Genomic DNA, 24,967 nt, shown 5'->3' on the forward strand with positions numbered 1-24,967 from the left:
TCAGGCATCCTTGGAGACAATAGCGAGCAGGTCGCTTTCAGAGAGCAAAGCCAGTTCCTGTTCGAGCGCGAGCAGGTCGTCGGCGTCGTACAGCGCCAGTTGCAAGGTGTTGATGTGGTCGGCCAGAGCCATCAGCGAGTTCTGTTCAAAAAGGGTTCTGAGAGGAATGTCGACGCCGGTTTCCTCACGAATCCGCAGGGTCAATTGCACCGCTGTCAGGGAGTGACCGCCCAGCTCGAAGAACGAATCGTTACGACCGATGTGCTCGAAACCGAGCAGGTCGGCCCACAGGCTGGCCAGCAATTGCTCGGTCTCGCCACTCGGGGCTTCATAGGCGCGCTGGGCAAAGGCTTGCTGGTCCGGTGCTGGAAGCCGTGCGCGGTCGAGCTTGCCGTTGGGGGTCAATGGCATGGCATCGATGATCACGAAAGCGCCGGGCAGCATGTACTCGGCCAGTTGCGGCGCGAGTTCTTCGCGCAATGCCGTGGCACTGAGGACATGACCGGCCTGCGCGACCACATAGGCCACCAGCCGTTTCTCGCCGGGCACGTCTTCGCGGGCGATGACGGCCGCTTCCTTGACCCCGGCACAGCCGGCAAGCCGGGATTCGATTTCCCCCAGCTCGATCCGGAAACCCCTGACCTTGACCTGGAAGTCGTTACGGCCCATGAACGCCAGGCTGCCGTCGCTCAGGTAACGGGCCAGATCGCCGGTCTTGTACAGGCGGGCATCGGCTTCGTCGCTGAACGGGTCGGCCAGGAAGCGTTCGGCATTGGCGGTTTCCAGGTTCAGGTAGCCGCGAGCGACCCCGTGGCCACCGATATACATTTCCCCCGTAGTACCGAAAGGCACGGGGCGCAGGTGTGGGTCCAGCAGGTAAATACGGGTATTGGCCATGGGTTTGCCAATGCTCACCAAGGCTTCCATCGGCCGGTCGCCTGCTGCTTCGCCCACATAAGCGGCGGTACAGGATACGGTCGCCTCGGTAGGGCCGTAGGTGTTCACCAGTCGGGTGTGAGCCGGCCGGATCCTGGCCCATTGCTCCAGCTTCTGCGCCGACAGAGCATCGCCGGTCACGTTGATCAGCCGCACATTGCCCAGGCAGGCCAGGGCGCGCTCCGGTTGTGGGTGCCAGCCGCCGACCAGGCTGTGCCAGTGGGCCGATGTCATGTGCAGCACCGTTGGAGCCGCTTCGCCGATCAGCCCGTCAGTGCCGAAAATCTCCTGCGTCGGCATCAAAGTGGCGCCTGCCAGCAGGGCCGGGAAAATTTCCTCGACCGACAGGTCGAAGTTCGGCGAGTTCTGCTGCAATACCAGATCGTCCGAGGTCAGTTCGAACAGGCTGGCTGCATCCAGGCTGTAATTGACCAGGCTGCGGTGCTCGATCATTACGCCTTTGGGCAGGCCGGTCGAACCCGAGGTATAGATCACGTAGGCCAGGTTTCTGGAACTCAACGCCAAGTCCGGGTTGTGCTCCTGTTCCGGGTTGCTCCGGGTCAGGAACCCGGCATCGATCAGCAATGTCGGGATCGACAGCTCAGGCAGCGAATTCAGCCGTCCAGCCCGGCTGAGCAAGACCTTCGGTGCGCTGTCGGTCGCAATATGCGCCAGCCGCTCGGCCGGATAATCGGGGTCCAGTGGTACATAGGCGCCACCGGCCTTGAGAATGCCCAACATGCCGATGATCAGTTCCGGGCCACGCTCCAGCAGCAAGGCGACCCGATCGTCCGGTTGCAGACCCTGGGCCAGCAACTGGTGGGCGACGAGGTTGGCCTGACGGTTGAGTTCCTGATAGCTCAGGTTCCGCTCGCGGTCCCGGACGGCAATCGCCTCGGGCTGGCGCAGCACCTGTGCTTCAAAGAGCTGGTGGATGCAGGTGTCCTGCAGATAGGCCGTCTGAGACTGGTTGAGTTCGACCAGCACTCGCTGACGTTCTTCGTCCGATAGCAGGTCCAGGTCGGCAAGCTCGATGTCCGGATTTTCCGCCAGTGCCTGGACCAACAGTTTCAGGGCTTTGAGTGTCATGTCGGCGATGCGCCGGGCATCCATGACCGGCACACTTTGCAGGGTGAGTGTCAGGTGCTGAGGATAATCGTCCACCGACAGCGACAGCGGATAGTCGCCGTTATCGACGTCGGTCAGCACCCGTATGCCGGGCCAGTCCGCCAGCCCTTCGGCAGCCCGGGCATGCAGGCGGTAGTTGAGCAGGCTGGTAAACAGCGGCAGGCCAGTGTCGATACCGCTGCAACTCTGGGCGGTGGTCAGTGCAGCCTGTTCGTGGCCCAGCAACTCGCTCAGGTCCTGATGAGTTTCGCCGATCAGGCCCTGAACGCTTCGTCCTGCCAGTTGTACGCGCACCGGCAGGGTATTGATAAACATGCCCACGGCACTTTGCGCCCCGGCACCGCCTTGCAGGCGGCCGGAGAGTACGGTGCCGAACACCACGTCATCGCGGCAAGTGCAACGTGCCAGCACCATCGCCCAGGCTGCATGCAGGATCGTCGCGGGCAGTACGCCGCGGCTTCGGGCCTGGGTGCGCAGGCTCTGGGTGAAGTCTTCGTCGAGTGTCAGGATGTGGTTCTGGAAGTCGCTCTGCACATCCATCACGTCGAATGGCGCAGTCGGGCTGTCCACGTCTGCCAGACGCCGACGGAAGTAGTCCTCATGCAGTTCGACCGGGCTGGCCAGGGTCTGCGCGACAAACTCGCGATAATGCTGGGGTTCAGGCAGGCGGGCTGCGTCGCCGTCCATGATCGTGCGGATTTCGTCGAGGACGATGCCCAGGCTCACATGGTCGTTGATGATGTGATGGTCAAGCAGTGTCAGCAGCCAGCATTGTGTGTCTACATCATGGGTGATGTGGGCGTGGATCAGCGGTGCCTTGCCCAGATCGATACGCTGACGGCCCGGCTCGGTGGCGCGTTCCAGTTGCCCGCGAATGTCGTCGCCTGTGAAGTCCAGACTGTTCACGGTCAGTCGTGCGTTGCGCTGTACTACCTGTAGTGGTTGCGGCAGGCCGCTCCAGTGTATTGAGGTGCGCAGGCTGTCATGCCGGTCGATGACCTGTTGCAGCGCCTCCAGGAAGGCATCGAGGGTTGCCCGCTCGCTGAATTCGAGGACCGAACGCACCAGATAGGCGTCGCCTTCCTGGTCCAGCAGATGGTGGAACAGGATTCCCTGCTGCAAAGGCACCAGTGGATAGACGTCCTGGATATTGGCCGCGCCGCCCGGTACTTGCATGACGATATGGTCGATGTGCGACTGGCTTAGCTCCACCAGCGGCAGCAGGTCCGGGGTCAGTTCTGTACAACCGGCCTGTATCGGGTTGGCCGGTGTCTCGAATTGCAATACGTTGCCGTGCTGCAAGGTCGCAGCCAGTTCGTGCAGGCTTGGCGCCGTGAATACGCTGCGCACGTCAGCGTTCAGGCCCAATTGACGCAGACGATCGATCAGCGTGACGGCCATCAGCGAGTGACCGCCCAGCTCGAAGAACCGGTCATGGCGCCCGACTTTTTCCAGCCCCAGCAGTTCCTGCCAGAGCGTGGCAAGCACGGTTTCGGTTTCGCCCTGGGGCGCTTCGTTCCGGCGGCTGGTGAAGGCCTGCTGATCGGGCACTGGCAAGGCGCGGCGGTCGAGCTTGCCGTTAGGGGTCAGTGGTAACGCATCGAGCTGAACGAAGGCGCTGGGCACCATGAAATCAGGGAGCCGTTCAAGCAGTTGCGCGCGCAATTGCTCCACGGACAGTGATTCGCCGCACAGGTAGGCGACCAGCCGCAGGTCCCTGGCCTGTCCGGGCGTGTCGTCCCTGGCCAGTACCACCGCCTGGCGCACGCCCGGACAGGCGGCGAGGGCGTTTTCGATTTCACCCAGCTCGATGCGCAGGCCACGGATCTTGACCTGATCGTCATTACGGCCCAGGAACTGCAAGGTGCCGTCCGGCAACCAGCGACCCAGGTCGCCGGTGCGGTACATGCGTTGTCGATCGTTGCCGAACGGGCAGATCGGGAAGCGTTCGGCGCTCAGTTGTGGCTGATTGAGGTAGCCACGTGCGACCCCGGCACCGCCGATATACAGCTCACCGACCACGCCAGTGGGCAGCGGTTCGCCATGGCGGTCGAGGACGTAGACCCGGGTATTGTCCAATGGCCGTCCAATGCTTCGGTTCGGGGTGTCCTGTGGCTGGACTTCAGCCGCAGTCGTCACGATGGTCGCCTCGGTTGGCCCGTAGGTATTGAGCAGCCTCGGAGTATGGCCAGGGCGTGCGAACCACTGCTGCACGGCCTCAGTGCTCAATTCCTCGCCACCGATGACCACCACGCGCACCTGCTCGGGAATCGGTGCCTTCTGGTCCTGAGCCAGTTGTTGCCAGAAACGCGTGGGCAGGCTCACCACACTCAACCTGTTTTCCGCACACAAGGCCCAGAAGTTGCTGGCGTAGGTGAGCCAGTCATCGTTGCGCAAGACCAGCGTGGCGCCGCTGATCAACGCGCCGAAAATCTCCTCGGTAGAGGCGTCGAAGTTGACCGACGCGAATTGCAGCGAGCGTTCTCCAGCGACCAGGCCGGTCAGCTTGCAGATTGCCGCCACTTCGTTGCGCAGGCCCGCATGTTCAAGCATCACGCCTTTCGGTGTACCGGTGGAGCCGGAGGTGTAGATCACGTAGGCCAGGTTCGATGCCGTCAGCCCAAGCGCAGCAGCATCCGGGTTGCTGTCATCGAGGGTGTTCCAGGGCTGGAACTCGTCATCCAGAGCAATCACTTGCAGGCCAGCGGGCAGTTCGCCCAGACGCTGCAAGGCCCCGTGCTCGCAGAGCAAGGCACGCGGTGCGCTGTCACGCAGCATGTACGCCAGGCGTTCCGCAGGGTACGCCGGGTCCAGCGGCACATAGGCTGCACCCGCCTTGAGGATCGCCAGCAAGGCGACGATCAGGCGCGGGCTGCGCTCGATGGCCAGTGCCACACGGTCATCGGGCTGGATGCCGGTGGCCAGCAGGTAATGGGCCAGGCGGTTGGCCTCGGCGTTCAGCTCGGCGTAGCTCAGGTGCCGGTCTTTGAAGATCAGTGCCAGTTCGTCAGGCTGATTGCGAACCTGTTGTTCAAACAGCTCATGGATGCAGGGATTGCCCGGTAATGGCCGTTCGGTTGCGTTCCAGCCATGCAGCACTTGCTCGCGCTCCTCCTCGTTGAGCAGCGGCAGGCGGCTGACCGCTTGCAGGTCGTTGCCCAGCAGACTGTCAAGCAAGGTCTGGAAGTGGGACATGAAGCGAGCAATAGTGCTGTCGTCAAACAGGTCGCTGGCGTATTCCACGCTGCCGGTCAGGTCGGTGCCGTCGTCGGTCAGTGACAGCGACAGGTCGAACTGGGTGCTGCGGTGCTCGTAGTCCTCGGCGCTCAGCGTCAGCCCCGGCAGTTGCAGGGCAGGTTCGGCGTCGCCGTTCTTCAGCGCCAGCATGCTCTGGAAGACCGGGCTGTGGCCCAGGCTGCGAGCCGGGTTCAGGGTTTCCACCACATGCTCGAAAGGCAGTTCCTGATGACTGAAAGCCCCCAGCGTGCTGGCTTTCACTTGCTCAAGCAGTTGCGTGACGGTCGGTTCGTCGTCCAGCCGTACGCGGATCGCCAGGGTATTGACGAAGAAGCCGATCAGCGACTCGGTTTCCTCGCGTTGCCGGTTGGCGACCGGTGTGCCGATCACGATGTCGGTCTGTCCGCTCAGGCGTGACAGCAACGCTGCCCAGCCCGCCATCAGAGTCATGAACAGGGTATTGCCATGGCGGCGACTCAGGGCACGAAGCCCCGACGTCAGTTCAGTGGGCAACGCGACGTTGTACTGGCCGCCTGCATGGCTCTGGACCAGTGGACGAGGGCGGTCGGTGGGCAGTTCCAGCAGGGTAGGCGCGCCCTGCAGGTGTTGCTGCCAGTAATCCTTCTGCGCCTGCAAGCGTGAGCCCGACAGCCATTGCCGCTGCCAGACGGCATGGTCGGCGTACTGGATGGCCAGAGAAGGCAGCGGATCGGTCTCGCCTTTGGCGAAAGCACTGTAAAGCGCGCTGAACTCGTCGATCAGCACGCCCAGCGAAGCACCGTCGGAAATGATGTGGTGCAGGGTTACCCAGAGCCGATGCTCGTCATCGCCCAGGATGACCAGATGCGACCTGACCAGCGGCCCTTTGGCCAAGTCGAAAGGCTTGGCCACTTCTTCCTCGGCCATGCGTTGCAGAGTGAGCCGGTCCACTGGATGGGTGACGGTGGTTTCACTGATGACGATGCCACTGCCTGGCGCCGCGATATGCTGCTGCACTTGCGTGCCATGGCGCTCGAAGGTGGTACGCAGGCTTTCGTGGCGCTCCACGATCCTGGCCAGCGCCCGTTGCAGAGCAGCGCGGTCCAGCTTGCCGGTCAGGCGCAGCAGTGCCGGGATGTGATAGGCAGCGCTGGCGTTGCGGTCCAGTTGGTCGAGGAACCACAGACGCTGCTGGGCCAGGGACACCGGCAACGCTTGCTGGCGGTCTGCCAGAGGAATCGGTTGCGAACGGGATTGATCGGCCTGGGCGACATAGGCCGCCAGTTCCTGCAGCGAGGACTGGGCGAACAGCGTACGCAGGTCGATTTCAACACCCAGTTCGGTGTGCAGGCGAGCCTGTAACTGAACGCTCAGCAGCGAGTGGCCGCCCAGCTCCAGGAAGCCATCGTTGCGACCGACTCGCTCCACATGCAGCAAGTCCTGCCAGATGTTGGCAATCGCTTGTTCCACTTCACCCTGCGGTTCTTCATAGGCCCGGCTTGCCAGCGAGTCCTGGCCCGGAGCGGGCAGGGCGCGACGGTCGAGCTTGCCGTTGGCGGTCAGCGGCATGGCGTCCAGTTGCACGAAGGCGCTGGGCACCATGTATTCCGGCAAGCGCTTGATCAAACGTGCCCGCAGCTCTTCGGCAGAAGTCGGCTCGCCACAGACATAAGCCACCAACCGGTTGCTGCTAGCTTCGCCGGGGTTGTCTTCACGGGCAATCACTACCGCTTCACGCACCGCTGGAGAAGCCAGCAGTGCGCTTTCGATCTCGCCCAGTTCGATACGGAAGCCCCGGATCTTGACCTGGAAGTCGTTACGCCCGGCGTATTCCAGGCTGCCGTCGGCTTTCCAGCGACCCAGGTCGCCGGTCTTGTACAAGCGTGCCTGCTTATCACTGGAGAACGGGTTGGAGATAAAACGCTGGGCAGTCAGTTGCGGGTTATTCAGATAGCCGCGGGCCACACCGGCACCGCCGATATGCAGCTCCCCGGTCACGCCCACCGGCACTGGCTGACCACGCTTGTCGAGTACCAGCACCTGCATGTTGGACAGCGGCTTGCCGATGCTCGGGCGGTCGCCCAGCTCGCTGATCAGGCCCAAAGAGGCATCGACCGTGCATTCGGTCGGGCCGTACATGTTGTAGAAGCGGATATTCTGGCTCTGGCGCAGTTTGTCCCAGGTTGTAGCATTCAGGGCTTCGCCACCCAGCAGGACGCTGACTGGCTGATAGCTGCGACGCTCCAGCAAGCCAGCCGCCAGCAGGGTATCCAGCTGTGATGGCGTGGAATCGAAGGCATGGACCTGATGTTTCTCAAGGAAATCCAGCAGTTCATGGCCGCTGGCCCGGATCAGCGGTGGAATGATGATCAGGCGATGGCCGAAGAACAGTTGCGCGATGCCCTTGATGGACATGTCGAAGTAGAAGCCAGCATTGAGCGCGATATTGGCCTGTGGTGGGCAATGGGCGTGGGTGGTCTGCGCCATGACGTGGCTGAAGTTGAACACCGAACGGTGTTCGACCATCACACCCTTGGACTGCCCGGTTGAGCCGGAGGTGTAGATCACATAAGCCAGGTTCTCGGCACTCAAGCCCACGGATTCCGGGTCAAAGTTCTCGTCGTACTGCGGATCGTCATCGATGACTGCCGGGTCGTGCTCATCGAGCAGGATCAGCGCCGGGCAATAGCGAGCTGCAGGCAGGTGAGGAGTCAGGGTCTTCTGGCACAGCAGCAAACGGGCGGCACTGTCCTTGAGGATAAAGGCGATGCGATCAGCCGGGTGATTGGGGTCGATTGGCACATAAGCGCCGCCGGCCTTGAGCACCGCGAGCAGGGCCACGATCATCTCGACGCCGCGATCCGCAAAGATGGCGACCCGTTGTTCTGGCTGAATGCCGTGTACCAGAAGACGCTGGGCCAACTGGTTTGCGCGGCGGTTTAACTGAGCATAGGTAAGCTGTTGTTGCTCGAAAACCAGAGCGATGGCATCCGGTCGGGTCAGCGCCTGAGCCTCGAACAAGGTCTGCAAGGGTCTTGGCGTACCGAAGTCGATGGCAGTCTGGTTGAAACCGGTCAGTACCTGCTGGCGTTCAGCTTCGGACAGGATGTCGAGGGTGTCAGCCAGACGCAGCGGCGTCTGTTCCAAAGCGTCGACCAGCGTACTGACAGCCTGGATGAAATAGCTGGCAACACGCTGCGGATCGACACCGGCGGCTGTCTGGGTGGTCAGTGAGAAACCTTGGCCTTCATCGGCCACGGCGACTTCAATCGGATAGTTGGTGCGTGCCTCGTTGCTGAGGAAACGCACGCCATTCCATTGCAGTACGGCCTCGTCATTGGCCAGAGATCCACCATCGGTCTGATGGCGATAGTTGAGCAGGGTGGTGAACAGCGGCAGAGACGCCGGTACGCCGCTGCAACGCTGGGCCAGCGCCAGCGAGGCCTGTTCGTGACCGAGCAACTGGCCAAGATCCCGGGCCACTTCGCTGACCAGTTCGCGGACACCTTGCCCGGCAAGGCTGATGCGCACCGGCAGGGTATTGATGAACACCCCCAGCGCCCGTTCGGAGCCGGACGAACCTTGCAGACGGCCCGACACCACAGTGCCGAACACCACGTCGCTCTGATCGGTGCAGCGGGCTAGAACCTGCGCCCAGGCTGCATGGAACAGCACTGCTGGAGTCATGCCCTGGCGGCGGGCCTGCTCGCGGATGGCGTGGGCCAGCTCCGGTTCCAGGTACTGGCTGATTTCGCTGACGTCGGCTCCGTCGCCTTGCACATTGAGCAGATCGAAAGGGGCGGTAGGTGTATCGATTACTGCCAGACGTTCGCTGAAATAGGCTTCGTGAACCTCGGGCGTGCTGGCCAGGGTCTGGGCGACGAAATCCCTGTAAGGCATCGGTACCGGCAGTTGATCACTGCGATCCTGCATGATCGTCTGGATTTCTTCGAGAATGATCGCAAGGCTGACGTGGTCGCTGATCAGGTGATGATCGAGCAACGCCAGCAGCCAGCGCCGGGATTGCGGGTCCTGGACGATCCGGGCACTGAGTAGCGGTGCCTTGGTCAGGTCCATGCGCAGATGGCGCGGGTCGCTTGCCCGTTGCAGTTGTTCAAGGGCTGTCGAGTGGCCTTTGAGTGCCAGTGTCTCTACCGGCAAGGTGGACTGACGCTGAACGATCTGCACCGCCTGTGGCAGGCCGCTCCACTGAACGGAACTGCGCAGGATGTCGTGGCGGTCGATGACCTGCTGCAAGGCGTCGAGAAAGGCATCCAGGTGGGTGCGGTCGTCGAATTCGATCAGCGAGCGCACCAGATAGGCGTCGCCCTCGTGACCCAGCATGTGGTGATAGAGAATGCCCTGCTGTAATGGCACCAGCGGGTAGATGTCCTGGACATTCGCTGCGCCGCCCGGCACTCGCTGGGCCAGGGTGTCCAGTTGTTGCTGGCTCAATTGAACCAGCGGCAGCATGTCCGGCGTCAGCGCCGTGCAGCCATCGGGAATCAGGTTCTCCGGGGCGACGAACAGCGAGTCGTTGCCGCCCTCGATGGCTGTGGCCATGTCCCGCAACAGTGGTGTACTGAACACGGCCCGTACATCGGCGACCAACCCTTGCTCACGTAAACGCTCGATCAGGCTGACGGCTTTCAGTGAGTGCCCGCCCAAGGCAAAGAAGTGATCGTTACGGCCTACGGTTTCAATGCCGAGCACTTCTTGCCAGGCCTGCGCCAACAGGGTTTCGGTGGCACCTTGGGGCGCCTCGTGTGCGCGATTGGCATAGGCTTCGGCGGTGGGCTCGGGCAGCGCCTTGCGGTCCAGCTTGCGGTTGGCGGTCAACGGGAAGGCCGGCAGGCTCACGAACGCAGCGGGCATCATGTATTCAGCCAGTAGCGGGGTCAGTTGCGCGTGCAGCTCTGACGCCTCGATGCTCTGGCCGTCACGGGGAACGACATAGGCCAGCAGACGCTTTTCACCTGCACTGTCGGCGCGGGCAATCACTGCCGCTTCCTTGATGCCCGGCAGGCTGCCCAGACGGGCCTCGATTTCTCCCAGTTCGATGCGGAAGCCCCGCACCTTGACCTGGAAGTCATTGCGGCCCAGATATTCGATACGTCCGTCCGGCAGATAGCGGGCCAGGTCACCGGTCTTGTACATGCGGGCGTCAGGCTGATCGCTGAACGGGTCTGCCAGGAAACGCTCCAGAGTAATGGACTCCAGATTCAGATAGCCTCTGGCTATGCCATCGCCGCCGATGAACATTTCCCCCGAAGCACCGAACGGTACGGGTTGTTGCTGCTCGTCCAGCAGATAGATCCGGGTGTTGGCCATGGGTGTGCCGATGGTGGCATTGCCGCTGGCTTCGCTATCGTCGGCAGAACCCTGCACATAGGCGGCAGTGCAAGACACCGTCGCTTCGGTCGGGCCGTAGGTATTGACCAGCTTCACATGGGCCGGGCGGATGGTTTCCCACTGTTGCAGCTTTTGTGCGGACAGCGCATCGCCGGTCACGTTGATCAGGCGCACGTCTTTCAACTGCCTTGTGGCCAACTCGGCATTCAGGTGCCATTCACCCACCATGGTGTGCCAGTGGGCGGCGGTCATGTGTACCATGGTCGCGACGGGTTCATCGTCATCCTGCCGGGTGCCGAACAGGCTGCGGGTCGGTTTCAGGGTCGCGCCAGCCAACATGGCCGGGAAGATTTCTTCGATGGAAAGATCGAAGTTCAGGGTGTTCTGCTGCAACACGGTGTCGCGGGTGCTCAGCTCGAACAGACGGGCCGCATCGAGGCTGTAGTTGACCAGTGAGCGGTGTTCGATCATGACCCCTTTCGGGTTGCCGGTGGAGCCGGAGGTGTAGATCACATAAGCCAGATGCTCAGGCTTCAGGTCGGCAACGAACGGATTGTCATCGCGGCCCTCGATGGGCTCATCCAGCAGCACCAGCGGGATCGACAACTGCGGCACGCGCCCCAGGACCTCGTGCTGGCTGACCAGCACCGAGGGCGCGCTGTCTTCCAGCATGTAGGCAATGCGTTGTTCAGGGTAATCCGGGTCCAGCGGCACATAGGCCGCGCCCGCCTTGAGAATACCCAGCAAACCGACCACCATCCTGGCGCTGCGCTCTACGCAGATCGCCACCCGGTCGTCTGGTCGAACCCCCAGGCCGATGAGGTGATGCGCCAGGCGGTTGGCCTGCCGGTTGAGTTCGCTGTAGCTCAGGCGCTGGCCCTCGAAAGCCACTGCCAGCTCATCGCCGCGCACGCTGGCCTGATCCTCGAACAGACGATGGATGGTCCGGTCGTGGGGGTAAGCTGTGCGGGTGGGGTTCAGATCCTGCAGCACCCGCTGACGCTCGCTGGCGTCGAGCAGTTCGATATGTTCAACCACCGAACGGTCGTCGTCGGCCATCGCTCGCAGAATGCGCTCGAAGTAACCGAGATAGCGCTGTGCTGTGGCTTCATCGAACAAGGCGGTGGCGTATTCGAGGTTGCCACTCAGGCGGCCATTGGTTTCACCCAGGTCAAGGGACAGGTCGAATTTGGCGATATCGTTCAACAGGCCAAGGTCTTCAAGCAGCAATTCGCCCAGTTCGGCCTGGCCGACGCCGGTGTCCTGCCAACTGAGCATGGCTTGAAAGATCGGGGTGTGGGACAGGCTGCGGAACGGATTGACGATTTCCACGACCTGCTCGAAAGGCAGATCCTGATGACGCTGGGCAGCCAGGGTCTGGGCCTTGACCCGTGCCAGCAGCGATCCGACATCGGGTTGTCCCGAGGTGTCGACACGAATCGCCAGGGTGTTCACGAAGAAGCCGATCAAAGGTTCGACCTCGGAACGGGTCCGGTTGGCCATGGGTGAACCGATCACCACTTCGTCTTGCCCGCAAAGGCGGCTGAGCAGGGCGGCCCAGGCGCTCATTACGGTCATGTACAGGGTCGCGCCGTGACGTTGCCCCAACGTCTTGAGGGCCTGGGTCAGCTCTTCGTCAAAGGCCACCGGCAAGCTGGCGCCGCTATAGCTCTGTTCCGCCGGGCGTGGCCGGTCGGTTGGCAGGGTCAGCAGTGCTGGCGCATCGGCCAGTGTTTCCTTCCAGTAGCGGCTTTGCTTCTCCAGCACCTCGCCGGTCAGCCAGCGACGCTGCCAGGCGGCGTAGTCGGCGTATTGCAACGCAAGAGGCGGCAATGGGTCGGAATGACCCTGACGCAGCGCGTCATAGAGCGCGGCCACTTCACGGGTCAGCACGCCAATCGACCAACCATCGGAGATGATGTGGTGCAGCGTCACCAGCAGTACATGTTCGGTTTCACCCAGGCAAATCAGCGTGCCACGCACCAGCGGGCCGCGCTCCAGGTCGAAAGGTGCCAGAGCTTCTTCATGGGCCAGGGCCTGCATCTGCTGTTCTGCATCTGCCTGGCCCGACAGGTCGATGCGTTTCAGGGTAAAGCCGATGTTCTCGGCATCGATGACTTGCACCGCCTGCTGACTGGCATGGGGCACGAAACGGGTGCGTAATACCTCATGGCGGGTGACCACACGGTCCAGCGCGCTCTGCAGTACTGAAACGTCGAGCGTGCCACGCAGGCGCAAGCCCGCCGGCATGTGATAAGCCTCGCTGGCACCTTCCATCTGCGCCAGAAACCACAGGCGCTGTTGGGCGAACGACATCGGCAGGTCTGCTTCACGGTCAACCGGCGTGATGTCCGGCAGGCTGCTTCTGCCTGCGCTTGCCGCAATCTGCGCAAGATCCGCAAGTGTCGGGTGGGCAAACAGCTCCGCCAGGTCCAACTCGATGGACAGTTGCTGGCGCATCTGGGAAATCAGTTGAATGGCCAGCAACGAATGCCCACCCAGCTCGAAGAAGTGGTCTTCACGTCCCACTTGAGGGACTTTCAGCAGGTTTTGCCACAACTCGGCAAGGGCGTTTTCCAGTTGGCCTTGAGGCGCTTCATAGCGACGGCTGATCACGTCGTCTGCTGTCGGTGCTGGCAGCAGGCCGCGATCCAGTTTGCCGTTGCCAGTCAGCGGCAGGGTTTCCAGGCCGACATAAGCGGCAGGCACCATATAGGCGGGAAGCTGGGCGTGCAGGTGGTCGCGCAGTTCACGGATATCCAGCGGCGAGTCGCTGGTCGAGGTGAAGTAGGCCACCAGACGTTTCTCGCCGGACGCTTCGTCGCGAGCCAGCACCACAGCTTCCTTGATGGCCTCGTGCAGGGCCAGCTTGGCTTCGATCTCGCCCAGCTCGATACGCTGACCACGGATCTTGACCTGAAAGTCGTTACGGCCGATGTACTCGACCGCGCCATTGTCCAGCCAGCGGCCCAGGTCGCCGGTCTTGTACAGGCGAGCCTGCGGGTCACTGGAGAACGGATCACGCACAAAGCGTTCGGCGCTCAGTTCAGGCAGGTTCAGGTAGCCACGGGCAACGCCCACGCCACCAATGTTGATTTCACCCGCAACACCCACAGGTGTTGGCTGGCCATGGGGATCGAGGATATAGATCTGGATATTGGCGATAGGCCGGCCAATCGGCACGCTGTCGCCTTCGTCGCTCGGGCGACACTGCCAGGATGTGACGTCAATGGCGGCTTCGGTCGGGCCATAGAGGTTATGCAACTCGACCGGCGCCAGTTGCTCCTCGAAACGTTTCTGCAGACTGCGAGGCAAGGCTTCGCCACTGCACAACACGCGGCTCAGGGCGGTAAAACCCTGATTGTCGCCATGCTCCAGAAACACTTCCAGCATCGAGGGGACGAAGTGCAACAGGGTGATGTTTTGTTCGCGCATTACCTGGGCCAGATAGGCTGGGTCCTGATGGCCGCCAGGGCGCGCCATGTAGAGATGAGCGCCGGTCAGCAGCGGCAGGAAGAATTCCCAGACCGAAACGTCAAAGCCGAAAGGCGTCTTTTGCAGCACCCGGTCGGTTTCATTGACTCGGTATTCGTCCCGTGCCCATAGCAGGCGGTTGACCACGCCCCGGTGTTCGTTCATCACACCTTTGGGTTTGCCGGTGGAGCCTGAGGTGTACAGCACATAAGCCAGATGGGTGGCCTGAAGGCCCAGCAATGCCGGGTCTGGGTTGGTGTGCGGAAACGCGGAGTGGTCGATGTCTTCGTCAACCAGCAGCACGGGAATGTCTGCCCGTGCCACGTTATCCAGCAGGGCTTCGGAGGTCAGCATCGCCACCGGTGCGCTGTCGTCGAGCATATAGTCCCGGCGATTGTCCGGCAGGTCCGGGTCTATCGGCACGTACGCGCCACCGGCCTTGAGGATTGCCAGAAGCGCGACCACCAGCTCGTTGCTACGGCGCAGGGCCACGGCGACCCGGGCATCCGGTGTTACACCTTGCTTGATCAGTTGATGGGCCAACTGGTTGGCACGCTGATTAAGCGCCTCGTAGCTCAACGACCGGCCGTTATGGTCGCTGACCGCAGCCGCATCAGGCGTACGTTCGACCTGCTGCTCGAACAGCCCGTGGATCAGTTCATCGCGAGGGTAGTCATGCTGTGTGGCGTTGAAGGTGTGCAGCACGCGGTCCTGCTCGGTTTGCGGCATGATCGGGAATTGCGCGACAGGCAGCGCGTGGTGCTCGATAAGAGCTTCAAACATCGACACCATGCGGCCCTGAATGACCTGGACTTCTTCCTGAGTGAAGAAGGCGGTGTTGAAGTTGAAGTCCAGATAAACATCGTCTGAGGCATGGTAGTCACGGACGAAGATTGCCAGTGGCAAACGCTCGTAACCGTTGTCCTGGGTGAAAATCTCGGTTTCCTGACCGCCCAGCGTCGCGTCGCCATTGAGGCTTTCAAATGAAATCGACACGTCAAAAAGCTGCCGACGACCTTGCTGGGCAAGCTTCAAGGTGCGGTTGAGTTCGGCAATCGGAAAGCGCTGGTGCCGATAGCAACGGCGCAACTGGCCTGCCGTGACCTGCATCAGGTCTATAAGCGAAGCCTGGGTATCGACTTCCAGACGGATCGGGCTGACCGACGAGAACATACCCACGGTCGCCTTTTGCCGGGCATTGGTACGGTTGTGGACCGGCATGCCGATCACGATGGAGTCTACGCCCGTGGTGCGACAGAAATAGGTGCTGATCACCGTCATGAACACGTGAGCCAGGGACAGACCCTGGCCAGTAGCGAACTCGGCCAGTTCGTTGAACAGTTTGCGCGGCATCATCGTCTGCACCTGGGCGCTGGGTGCAACGCCGTTACCAGGGACTGCAAAACGCTGTTGCAGCAGCGGCGGTGGCAACTCGGCGAAGACTTCCTGCCAGAACGCCCGGTCCCGCTCGAAACGACTCGATTCCAGGTAGCCGCGATCCTCTTCGAGGAAGGACAGATAGGATGGCCCCTGGGCCGGATCGTCTTCACCAATGAGCAGGCCGTTATAAGCCTGCTCCACTGCGCGCCCCATCAGCATGACGCTGATGCCATCGGTCATCAGGTGGTGATAGCGGGTCAGCCAGTAATAAAGCTGTGGCCCGCAACGCACCAGACGAACACTCCAGAGCACACCGGTCAGCGACGCAAAGGGGCGGCGGAACTCTTCCTGCAGGTACGCTCTGGCGACTTTTTCCGGGTCCTGCTCGCCGGAGAGATCCACCACTTCCAATGCCACATCGACCCGAGGCAGGACACGCTGGCAGGCGACGCCGTCCTGTACATCGAAACTCAGGCGCAGGGAATCGTGACGTTCCACAACCAGCTGGATGGCCTTCTCGAACAGCGGGACATTGATCTCGCCACGGATCTCCATCGCCATGCCTATGTTGTAGTAAGGCAACTCGGGATGAGCCATCTGATCGAGCCAGATACCTTGCTGGACGGAGGCGAGCCCGTACGCCGGGGTTTCTTGTTCAAGCACCTGGGGAGTGGACGAGGCCATGTTGGATCACCTGTATTGCGCAGTCAGTGAAGGCTCGTCTACGGGCGGTGGGCAGGCAGGCTGCAATGCGGACATTACCCATCGGCGTGACGAATCATGAGGTTCGATCAATAAAAGTCGTCTCGGCGGTCGCAGTCGGTGAACCGGCTTTTCGAGAGAAGAATGCGCAATCGAGCAAACCATCCCGTGCCTGGGTACCGGGCGCTTCCGGGGAGCAATGGTTGGAAATTAGAGGATCGGTTCTGGACTGTCTGTCGCCGGAAGTGGGGACAAACAGCAGGCGCAGCACGGGTGGATCGGTGTACCCGAATACGGTGGCAGACAGCCCATGGTGGCGCAGGCCAAATGGCTTGATCGCCTTGCATTCGCCTGGCGAAAGGCAAATGACCTCACCTTGAAGGTCTTCCAGTAATTGCTGATGAAGGAGGTGCCATGCGCCCATCGTTTTATGAAGCCAGCCGTTTCCCGCAACTTGAAAACCTGGCCAGAAACTGGGAAGTGATTCGCGATGAATTTCAGGCTCTGGATGCGCCGACCCTGGAAATAAATCGCGTGAACAAGTCCATCACCGAGTTGTTCGAGGAACTGACCGAGCACGTCAATAACGGCGGCGAGTACGGCTGGCTCTGGGGGTGGGGCGACAACGACCAGTTGATGACCAACTGGACGCAATACGCGCTGGTGGCCTACGACCAGCCCATCCCGTTTGCCCAGCAAAAGATGCCTCGCACCCTGGAGCTGCTGAGCAACACGCCAGGCATCAAACTGTGTGCGTTGTTGCGCCTGGAGCCCAATGTGTTCCTGGGCACACATTCCCATGGCGGGACCTGGGAAGAGGGCTTGCTGCACATGCAACTGACCATCGATGCGCCGACCCGGCAGAACTACAACTACCTGAACGTCAATGGCCAGTTCAGCCAGAGCGTCAACGGCAATCTGGTGGTGTTTGATGGCTCACTCGATCACTTTGCGGTCAATGCATCGAATGGTGTAAGGACAGTGATGTATATGGAGTTCTATCGCGAGCAGCATATGGTGGGGCAGGCCTGATTGAGGCGTAGCGAATTCATTCGCGAAGGGCAGACAGAAATATGTCGTTTTGAATGCCTTCTCGCGAATGAATTCGCATTCTGCATGGATGCATTTCCGATTTAAATCAGTGCGGGTTCTTCCAGTTCTTCCATGAAGCGAAACGCGGTAGCGCACGAACGCGGGGCATGCTCGAAAAACGCCAGGTGGCTGCCGTTTTCTTCAACATGCAGGCGTGCCCCGTCGATAGTCTGGGCAATATGCCGTGAGCCACCGATGTGCGTGGTCTGGTCGCTGTCGCCAGCCACCACCAGCACCGGCACGACGATCTGGTCGAGCAGCACGTTCAGGTCAGTCTTGTTCAGTGCATCATTGAGTTTCGAGTAGCGGTAGAACAGCTCCGCATTGGTGTACGGAAACAGGGCCACGTGGGCAATGGGTTCCGGAGTAGTGACCAGCGTGGCCTGATCGACGAAGAGCATCTGCAGATCTGCAGCTTCGTTACGGTCGGCTGCGGCGGCTTCCATCAGCCACTCGAAATTGCGCTGATGAGCTGTGCGCAGATTGTCATCGGCCAGGTTGTAATCACCGTGCCAAAGGCTCAGCGAACGAACGCGCTCAGTATTGGCGGCGGCTGCGCACAAAGCGATCGCTGCGCCGCCACAGATCCCCATCAGGTGTGCGCTGTCATGGCCGAAGTGATCCATGACTGCGAACAGGTCCGCAACCTGAGCGTCGGCATCTACCTCCAGACGATCGAAGTCGATACAGGCCCCAAAGAGCCCGCGGGTTTCCCAGGCCATGACGAAGTAGCGTTCGCCCAGCGCCTGGAACCATTCGCGGCACAGCTCGAAAGGCAGGCCGCACGGCAGTGCAAGTACGATGGGCGCCAGTTGCCGGTTGGCACTGGCGTAAGTATTGAGCAGGACACCGTCGCGGGTGATCAGGCTTGATCGGGCGATGCCTGGCAGAGGAGGGCTGAAGTCGAAATCCTGGATCAGCATCTGTTGCGCCGGATCCGGTTCGGCAACGCCAAACAGCTCATAGTTGAAATCCAGCGCGGCACTGATTTTCCTGCTGATGAACAATTCAAAAGAGGACAGTTGCGCAATGGCATCGTGGCAGTATTCCAGGTGTCGGACGCCCAGGCGTTCGAAAACCAGGCTGACCGCCTTCTGTGTTGCTGCTACGCCGGGGCCGGCGATGATCGAACGATCATCCTCGGCCCCGAGGAAGCCGATACGAATCGGTTCGGGGAGGTTGGTCGCCAGATGCCGGAGCATCCTGACTGCCTCGCACAGGCGCGTCGCCGCGTCAGTGAAGTTGGACATGGTTAAACGCTCCTTACCAGACATGTGTGGTGACCTGCCGCCTCGATTACCGATGACTCAGTCTTCCCTGAACTTCTTGCCGCGAGTGGTTTCAGTCACCAGGCGGTTGTAGTCAGGAGTGGAATTACCGATGACCTGCACCGCGCCGTATTTTTCCAGGCTGATCTTGCCGCCGTATTCCTCGATGTGATCGGAATCCGGGTAGACGTGGACGAAGGACGGTACATAGCGGGACGCGAAGCCCATGCGCATTTCCTGGCTTTCGCCGCTGTGCGGGTACGAGGCGTGCATCAGGGTCGACCAGAAAATGATGAACTGGCCGGCTTTCATCTGGATGGGCACAGCGCTGGCTTCGTCGGGTTTCCAGTTCTCGTCGATCTGCAACTGGCGATAGTCGTAGCCGAAGAAACCACGGCGTACGCCGTCCTTGACCACCGAGTTGGAGGTTTCCGGCGAGTAGCTCATGCGCTTGGTTTCGTCGTAGTTCATGCTGTTCTGCGTGCCGGGAATGAACTGCAGGCAGCCGTTGGCAATGCTCACGTCGGTGAAGGCCGTCCATACAGTGATGGTGCCGCCAAACTCTTCGTTTTCAGGCCAGATGATCTGCGGCTTGCCCGAAGCGTTGGCAAAGGTGTCTGCCTGGTGCCAGTCGGTGCCTTCATCGCCAGGGTATTTCGGGAAAAACTCGGTGCGCCAGCACAGTACATCCGGGCCGAGGATGCTTTGTACGCGGTCACAGATTTCCGGGCAGCCGATATGGGAGGCCAGGAAGTCGTCATCCAGGTGGCGGTCGTAGTTGGCGATGTTGGTGCCGCCGGAAATCGCGTCCAGATCCTGATAGGCCGCATGGCTGCGGTCCAGCAGGCGCAGGCGAAGGCGTTTCCAGACTTCCTTCATTTCATCCTGGTCATAGGCTGTGAAAGGGCCGATGAAACCGTTCTTCTCGAATGTGGCGCGTTCCTCCTTGGAAAGGTGGAATCGCTTGATTGCTGTTTCAGACATGTGCGTGTTCCTTTTCGGTCAATGGGCGTTGGCAAGGGAGGTGCGAATGCTGTCGGCAAGAATCTTGGCAGTGGCTCCATTCGCGAGAGCGCCAGGGTTGAGGTCGACCTTGTAGTGAGCCTTGAGCAGGCTGAGTGAGCGGATCAGGGCCAGTGAGGTACCGCCGTGATCGAAGAAGTCGTCGTTCAGGCCAATGCCCTTGAGGCCGATGTCGTCGGACCAGACCTTGAGTACATGCAGCTCCTGTTCCGACAGGTTGCCCTGATCGATTTTGGCAAGGGAGGTACGAATGCTGTTGGCAAGGATCCTGGCTGTGGCTCCGTCCGCAAGGACGCCAGGGTTGAGGTCAACCTTGTAGTGAGCCTTGAGCAGGCTGAGTGAACGGATCAGGGCCAGTGAGGTGCCGCCGTGATCGAAGAAGTCGTCGTTCAGGCCAATGCCCTTGAGGCCGATATCGTCGGACCAGACCTTGAGTACATGCAGTTCCTGCTCCGACAGGTTGTCCTGGTCGGTTATGGCGCTGACGTGCTCAAGCGGCGAAGGCAGTTGCTGTTTGTCGATCTTGCCGTGGGCGGTGACCGGCAGTGCCGCCAGGCCAATGTAAGTCGAGGGACGCATGTAGTCCGGCAACTGTTGTGCGGCCAGGGCCGCCAGTTCACTGCGCAGTTCCTGGGTCACGGTCTGTGAGCCATCGGCGGGAACGACGTAGGCCACAAGACGCAAATCGCCCTGACCGTAGTCGTACGCGGTAACGTGACTGGCGGAGATACTCTTGCTCGACTGCAGGGACGCTTCTACTTCGCCGGCCTCGATACGGAAGCCGCGAACCTTGAGTTGCTGATCGCTACGCCCGGCGTAGTGGTATTCGCCATGCTCGTCGAGCTTGAGCAGGTCGCCGGTGCGATAGGCACGGATGCCGCTGCCTGGCAGGGTGACAAAGCGTTCGGCCGTCAGGCCCGGACGGTTCAGGTAGCCCAGGGTCAGCCCGGCGCCTTCGATATACAGCTCGCCGATTTCGCCTGTGTTCACCGGCTGCTGTTTTTCATCCAGCAGGTGCAGGCTCCAGCCATCCAGCGGTTTGCCGACAGATACGGTAGCCGATGTTTCGAGGTCCTGGCCGCGTACCCGTTTGTGGGTGGTGTGCACAGTGGCTTCGGTGATGCCATACATGTTGATCAGGGCTGGCAGCGCGTCACCATGACGTTCGACCCATGGACGCAGCACGGTGGCGGGCAATGCTTCGCCGCCGAATACCACGTAACGCAGCGACAGACGCTTGCTGGCCTGGCTATCTGCTTCGTCAAGACCGCGGAAGGCCGATGGCGTCTGGCTCAGGACAGTGACCTGATTGCTGATCAGCCACTTTCTGAAGGTCTCAGGCGAGCGGGAGATTTCGTAAGGCACGATGGCGACCTGTCCACCGTGAGCGAGCGCGCCCCAGATTTCCCAGACAGAGAAGTCGAAGCCGATGGAGTGGAACATCGACCAGATGTCATTTTGAGTGAAATGGTAGATGCGCTGAGTGCTTTCCAGCAGGCTGCTGACGTTGGCATGGGTTACCAGTACGCCTTTGGGTTCGCCCGTGGAGCCCGAGGTGTAGATCACGTAGGCCGGAGCCTGAGACGCATCGGCGCTGCTGGCCTTGAATTCGCCAGGGTTCTTTTCTGCCAGCAGCTCGTTCAGGAGCAGCACTTGCAGCGAAGGCGTCTTGGGAATGCTGCACAAGTCACGGGAACTGACGATCAGTTGCAGGCCGCTGTCCTGAACGATGTGCTCGATGCGTTTTGCAGGGTAGGCCGGGTCGACCGGAACATAGGCACCACCGGCCTTGAGGATGGCGAGCAGGGTAATGACCAGATCGACATCGCGCTCCAGGCACAGGCCGACCAGGCTGCCGTCCTTGACGCCGCGCTTGCGCAGGCTGGCTGCCAGCGACGAAGACGCTGCGTCGAGCTCTGCGTAACTGACGGCTCGGGTTTCATCGGATAGCGCTGTTCTTTCGGGAAATTCTCTGGCCCTGGCACTGAACAATTCGTGCAGCAAGGTGCCGGGTCGCAGTGGGGCTGACAGCTTGTCTGCCCCTTTGCCAGTCGGGTTGATCGGCATGAATAACACTCCTGTTTGATCACAAGTTGCAGTGCGCTGGACGCATTCGGAAACCAGGTTCTGCAGCCCGTACCGAAGAGTGTGAGGTACTTGCGAACCGCTCGTATCTGCGCAGCGGAGGCATTTCAGCACCGAACCCGCAAGGGTGTCTGTCGAGGGAAATGGGGACAGTTGGTGACGCGCTGCGGGGGCCGTAATGTCCCCGATTGCGGTGACAGACAGGCGTATCGGGCGATGCTTACATGCTGGCGCAAAGCGTGCCGGTACGGGAGGTTTCTCGATCAGGCGCGACCCTCGATACCCATCGCCCGGGAGTTATGCATGAACCTTGAAACCATCGCGTCGCCTGCCGGTTTGCAGGCGAACATTACCGAGCCGTTGCGCTGGCCGGACAGCCGTAGCGACGCAAAGGTGCGCCTGTCGCTGCTGGACCCTGAAAGCAGCCTGCCAGTAGTGATCGAGCCCGTCGAAGCCGGGCTGGAGCCGCTGGCCTGGGCCGCCGAAAACCGTGAAAGCATCGAAGCGTTGCTGTGCCGGCACGGGGCGATTCTGTTCCGGGGTTTCGGTCTCGATACAGTGCCCTTGTTCGAGAGTTTCGCCGAGGCATTGTCCCCGGGATTGCACGGCGGATACGGTGATCTTCCGAAGAAGGAGGGCGGGCGCAATGTGTATCGCTCGACACCTTATCCCGAGCGGGAAATGATCCTCTATCACAATGAAAGCTCGCACCTGGAAAGCTGGCCGCGCAAGCAATGGTTCTACTGTGAGCTGCCATCGAAAGTGGGCGGTGCGACACCCTTGGTGGACATTCGCCAGATGCTGTTGCAACTGCCTGCCGAAGTGGTCGATACATTCGAGCGCAAGGCGCTGCGCTATATCCGTACCTTTACCTCAGGTGTAGAGCCCAGCTGGCAGAGCTTTTTCGGCACCGACCGGCCCGAGGTGGCAGAGGCTCGTTGCCGCGAGCAAGGCACGGCATTCGAGTGGCTGGATGCCGACACCCTGCAAATCCACACCCATTGTCCGGCGGTCATTCATCACCCGGTCACCGGGCAGGCGGCTTTCTTCAATCAGGTCCAGTTGCATCACCCGTTCTGCCTGGGTGAGGAAATGCGCGAAGACCTGTTCGACATGTTTGGTGAAGACCGTCTGCCGCGCATGGTCAGCTACGGCGATGGCAGCCCTATCGAAGATGAAGTCATGGCCCTGGTCGGCGAAGCCTACGAGGCCTGTGCGGTCAGGTTCCAGTGGCAGAAGGGTGATCTGGTCATGCTCGACAACATGCTCGCTGCACATGCGCGCGACCCCTATGAAGAGCCAAGGGTCATCGCAGTGGCCATGGGCGAGATGACCACGCGAGACGCCATCTGGCCACGCAAATGATTGACGCTTGTACTCGGAGTCCGGGACAGCTGCGAGCCGTCTCGTCCGTACACTGGCTTTTGATCTTTCACTGTTTTTCCCGAACGAGCTGGAGCGTTCATGCACCAGCGATTCGTAATCGGTACTGCCATCTGGCCCGTCCATGCAAGGATATTGAGCAATGAGCAACGAGCAAGAGAAAAAGCCCAGTCCGGGTTCGATCATGCGCCTGTTATGGCGCAGCCATCCCTGGCTGACCCTTTTCACTCTGGTGACCGGTGTCATCAGCGGGGTCGCTTCGATTGCAGTGGTCAACGTGATCAACCAGGCGATCCATATGGAGGGTTCACGGACCCATGTGCTGTACTGGTTCATCGGCCTGAGCGTCGTGGCGTTCGTCTTTCGCAATGCCGCAGCGTTCTTTCCGGCCTATGCGAGCATGCACATCATGACGAGGCTGCGCATCGCGCTGTGCCGCAAGATTCTGCGCACTCCCCTTGAAGAAGTGGACAAGCGCGGGCCGGCGAATGTGCTGACCATGCTCACCAATGACATTCCCCAACTCAATACCACGCTGGTCGTGATGCCCACCGTGCTGGTCGAGACGACGGTATTCCTGTTCGGTATCGCTTACCTTGCCTACCTGTCCTGGGTGGTGTTTGCGGTCACGCTGTCGCTGATGTTCGCGGGAGTGGTGCTTTATCTGTATTTCTTCAGCAGTGGCGTAAAGGTGTCGAGCCGGGTGCGTGACGAATTCACCTCGTTCAACGAATACACCCATGCGCTGGTGTTCGGCCTCAAGGAGCTGAAGCTCAATCGTATTCGCCGCAACTGGTTCAGTCGCTCGGCCATTGATGCTTCCTCAACCCGGGTGGCGCGTTTCAACTTCATCGAACGTGTCTGGTTCACGGCCGGTGACAACGTTGGGCAACTGACATTGTCGGTACTTTTGGGCTGCCTGTTGTTCGCCGCACCTAAAGTGGCAGCTCTGGATCCGGCCGTACTGACTGCCAGCGTACTGGCCGTGCTTTACATCATGGGGCCGCTCTCTCTGCTGGTGACTGCCATGCCGATCCTGGCCCAGGGGCGTGTTGCAAGCAGCCGGCTGGCGGAGTTCGGCTTTGGTATCAATGACAAGCACCCACAGGTTGTGGAAGCGGAAGTGCCCAAGCTGCTGCACTTCCCGCAAAAAGCCTGGGATACCATCTCGCTCAAGGGCGTGAAGATGGATTATCAGAATGCCGATGCAGGTTCGGGGTTCGCCCTGGGGCCTGTGGATCTGGACATTCATGCGGGAGAGCTCATCTATATCGTCGGCGGCAACGGCTGCGGTAAAAGTACCCTGGCCAAAGTGCTGTGCGGTCTTTATATCCCGCGTCAGGGCCATGTGCAGATCGATGGTGTCGACGTTACCGACAAGAACCGCAGCGACTACCGGGATATGTTTTCGGCAGTGTTCTCTGACTTCCATCTGTTCAACCGCCTGATTGGTCCGGACGAAAAGGAAGCAAGCAGCGCGCTGGCGCAGAAGTACCTGACGACCCTGGGGCTGGCTGACAAGATCAAGATCGAAGGGCACGGTTATTCGACGCTGAAGGCGCTTTCCTATGGACAACAGAAACGCCTGGCGCTGGTCTGTGCTTACCTGGAAGACCGTCCGGTCTACGTCCTCGACGAGTGGGCTGCTGACCAGGACCCACCGTTCAAACGGTTCTTCTACGAGGAACTGCTGCCTGACCTGAAGCGACGCGGCAAGACGATCCTGATCATCACCCATGACGATCAGTACTTCCAGCTGGCCGACCGCATCATCAAGCTGGCCGACGGACAGATCGTTTCCGATATCAATTGCGGGATTCGCGATAAGCAAGCCTGAGGCTTGCGCCTCTTTGGCCCGGCCTTTTGGCCGGGCTTTTTTTTGGGAATCAAGAGGCGCTACGTTCACACAGTCTGGGCAGGTGCGCCTT

8 protein-coding genes are annotated in these 24,967 nt (G+C 60.8%); 3 read left to right on the forward strand and 5 right to left on the reverse strand.

Annotation, left to right across the window (positions count from 1 at the left end; genetic code table 11):
• Both ACODS3_RS19950 and ACODS3_RS19955 read right to left on the reverse strand, forming a co-directional pair.
• Positions 1 to 16,170: a non-ribosomal peptide synthetase gene (locus ACODS3_RS19950; RefSeq protein WP_489035896.1), complete on the reverse strand. Its 16,170-nt coding sequence runs from the start codon at positions 16,168 to 16,170 to the stop codon at positions 1 to 3.
• Positions 16,171 to 16,264: 94 nt separating this feature from the next.
• Positions 16,265 to 16,612 (reverse strand): hypothetical protein, encoded by a 348-nt coding sequence (locus ACODS3_RS19955; RefSeq protein WP_201000672.1) that lies wholly within the window; start codon positions 16,610 to 16,612, stop codon positions 16,265 to 16,267.
• On the opposite strand from ACODS3_RS19955, the gene ACODS3_RS19960 reads away from it, so the two are divergent.
• Entirely contained in the window at positions 16,603 to 17,220 is a 618-nt protein-coding gene (locus tag ACODS3_RS19960) for an aspartyl/asparaginyl beta-hydroxylase domain-containing protein (RefSeq protein ID WP_201017139.1), read from the forward strand. The two genes, ACODS3_RS19955 and ACODS3_RS19960, sit on opposite strands and share 10 nt — an antisense overlap.
• Before the next feature lie 101 nt (positions 17,221 to 17,321).
• Here ACODS3_RS19960 and ACODS3_RS19965 read toward each other — a convergent pair whose 3' ends face one another.
• Genes ACODS3_RS19965 through ACODS3_RS19975 form a run of 3 tightly spaced genes read right to left on the reverse strand, consistent with a single transcriptional unit; the run spans position 17,322 to position 21,638 of the window.
• Positions 17,322 to 18,530: an alpha/beta fold hydrolase gene (locus ACODS3_RS19965; RefSeq protein ID WP_489035898.1), complete on the reverse strand. Its 1,209-nt coding sequence runs from the start codon at positions 18,528 to 18,530 to the stop codon at positions 17,322 to 17,324.
• Between the two features lie 57 nt (positions 18,531 to 18,587).
• On the reverse strand, positions 18,588 to 19,532 hold the full coding sequence (gene syrB2, locus ACODS3_RS19970) for a syringomycin E biosynthesis L-threonyl-[L-threonyl-carrier protein] 4-chlorinase SyrB2 (protein ID WP_201000669.1): 945 nt from the start codon (positions 19,530 to 19,532) through the stop codon (positions 18,588 to 18,590).
• A gap of 18 nt (positions 19,533 to 19,550) precedes the next feature.
• Positions 19,551 to 21,638 (reverse strand): amino acid adenylation domain-containing protein, encoded by a 2,088-nt coding sequence (locus ACODS3_RS19975; RefSeq protein WP_489035900.1) that lies wholly within the window; start codon positions 21,636 to 21,638, stop codon positions 19,551 to 19,553.
• Positions 21,639 to 21,959: 321 nt separating this feature from the next.
• Here ACODS3_RS19975 and ACODS3_RS19980 point away from each other — a divergent pair, with 321 nt between their 5' ends.
• Both ACODS3_RS19980 and ACODS3_RS19985 read left to right on the forward strand, forming a co-directional pair.
• Entirely contained in the window at positions 21,960 to 23,021 is a 1,062-nt protein-coding gene (locus ACODS3_RS19980) for a TauD/TfdA family dioxygenase (protein ID WP_489035902.1), read from the forward strand.
• A gap of 160 nt (positions 23,022 to 23,181) precedes the next feature.
• Positions 23,182 to 24,876, forward strand: a complete 1,695-nt coding sequence (locus ACODS3_RS19985) for a cyclic peptide export ABC transporter (RefSeq protein WP_201000666.1) — start codon at positions 23,182 to 23,184, stop codon at positions 24,874 to 24,876.
• Positions 24,877 to 24,967: the final 91 nt, after the last annotated feature.

It is taken from the genome of Pseudomonas sp. FG43 (genome assembly GCF_057809175.1).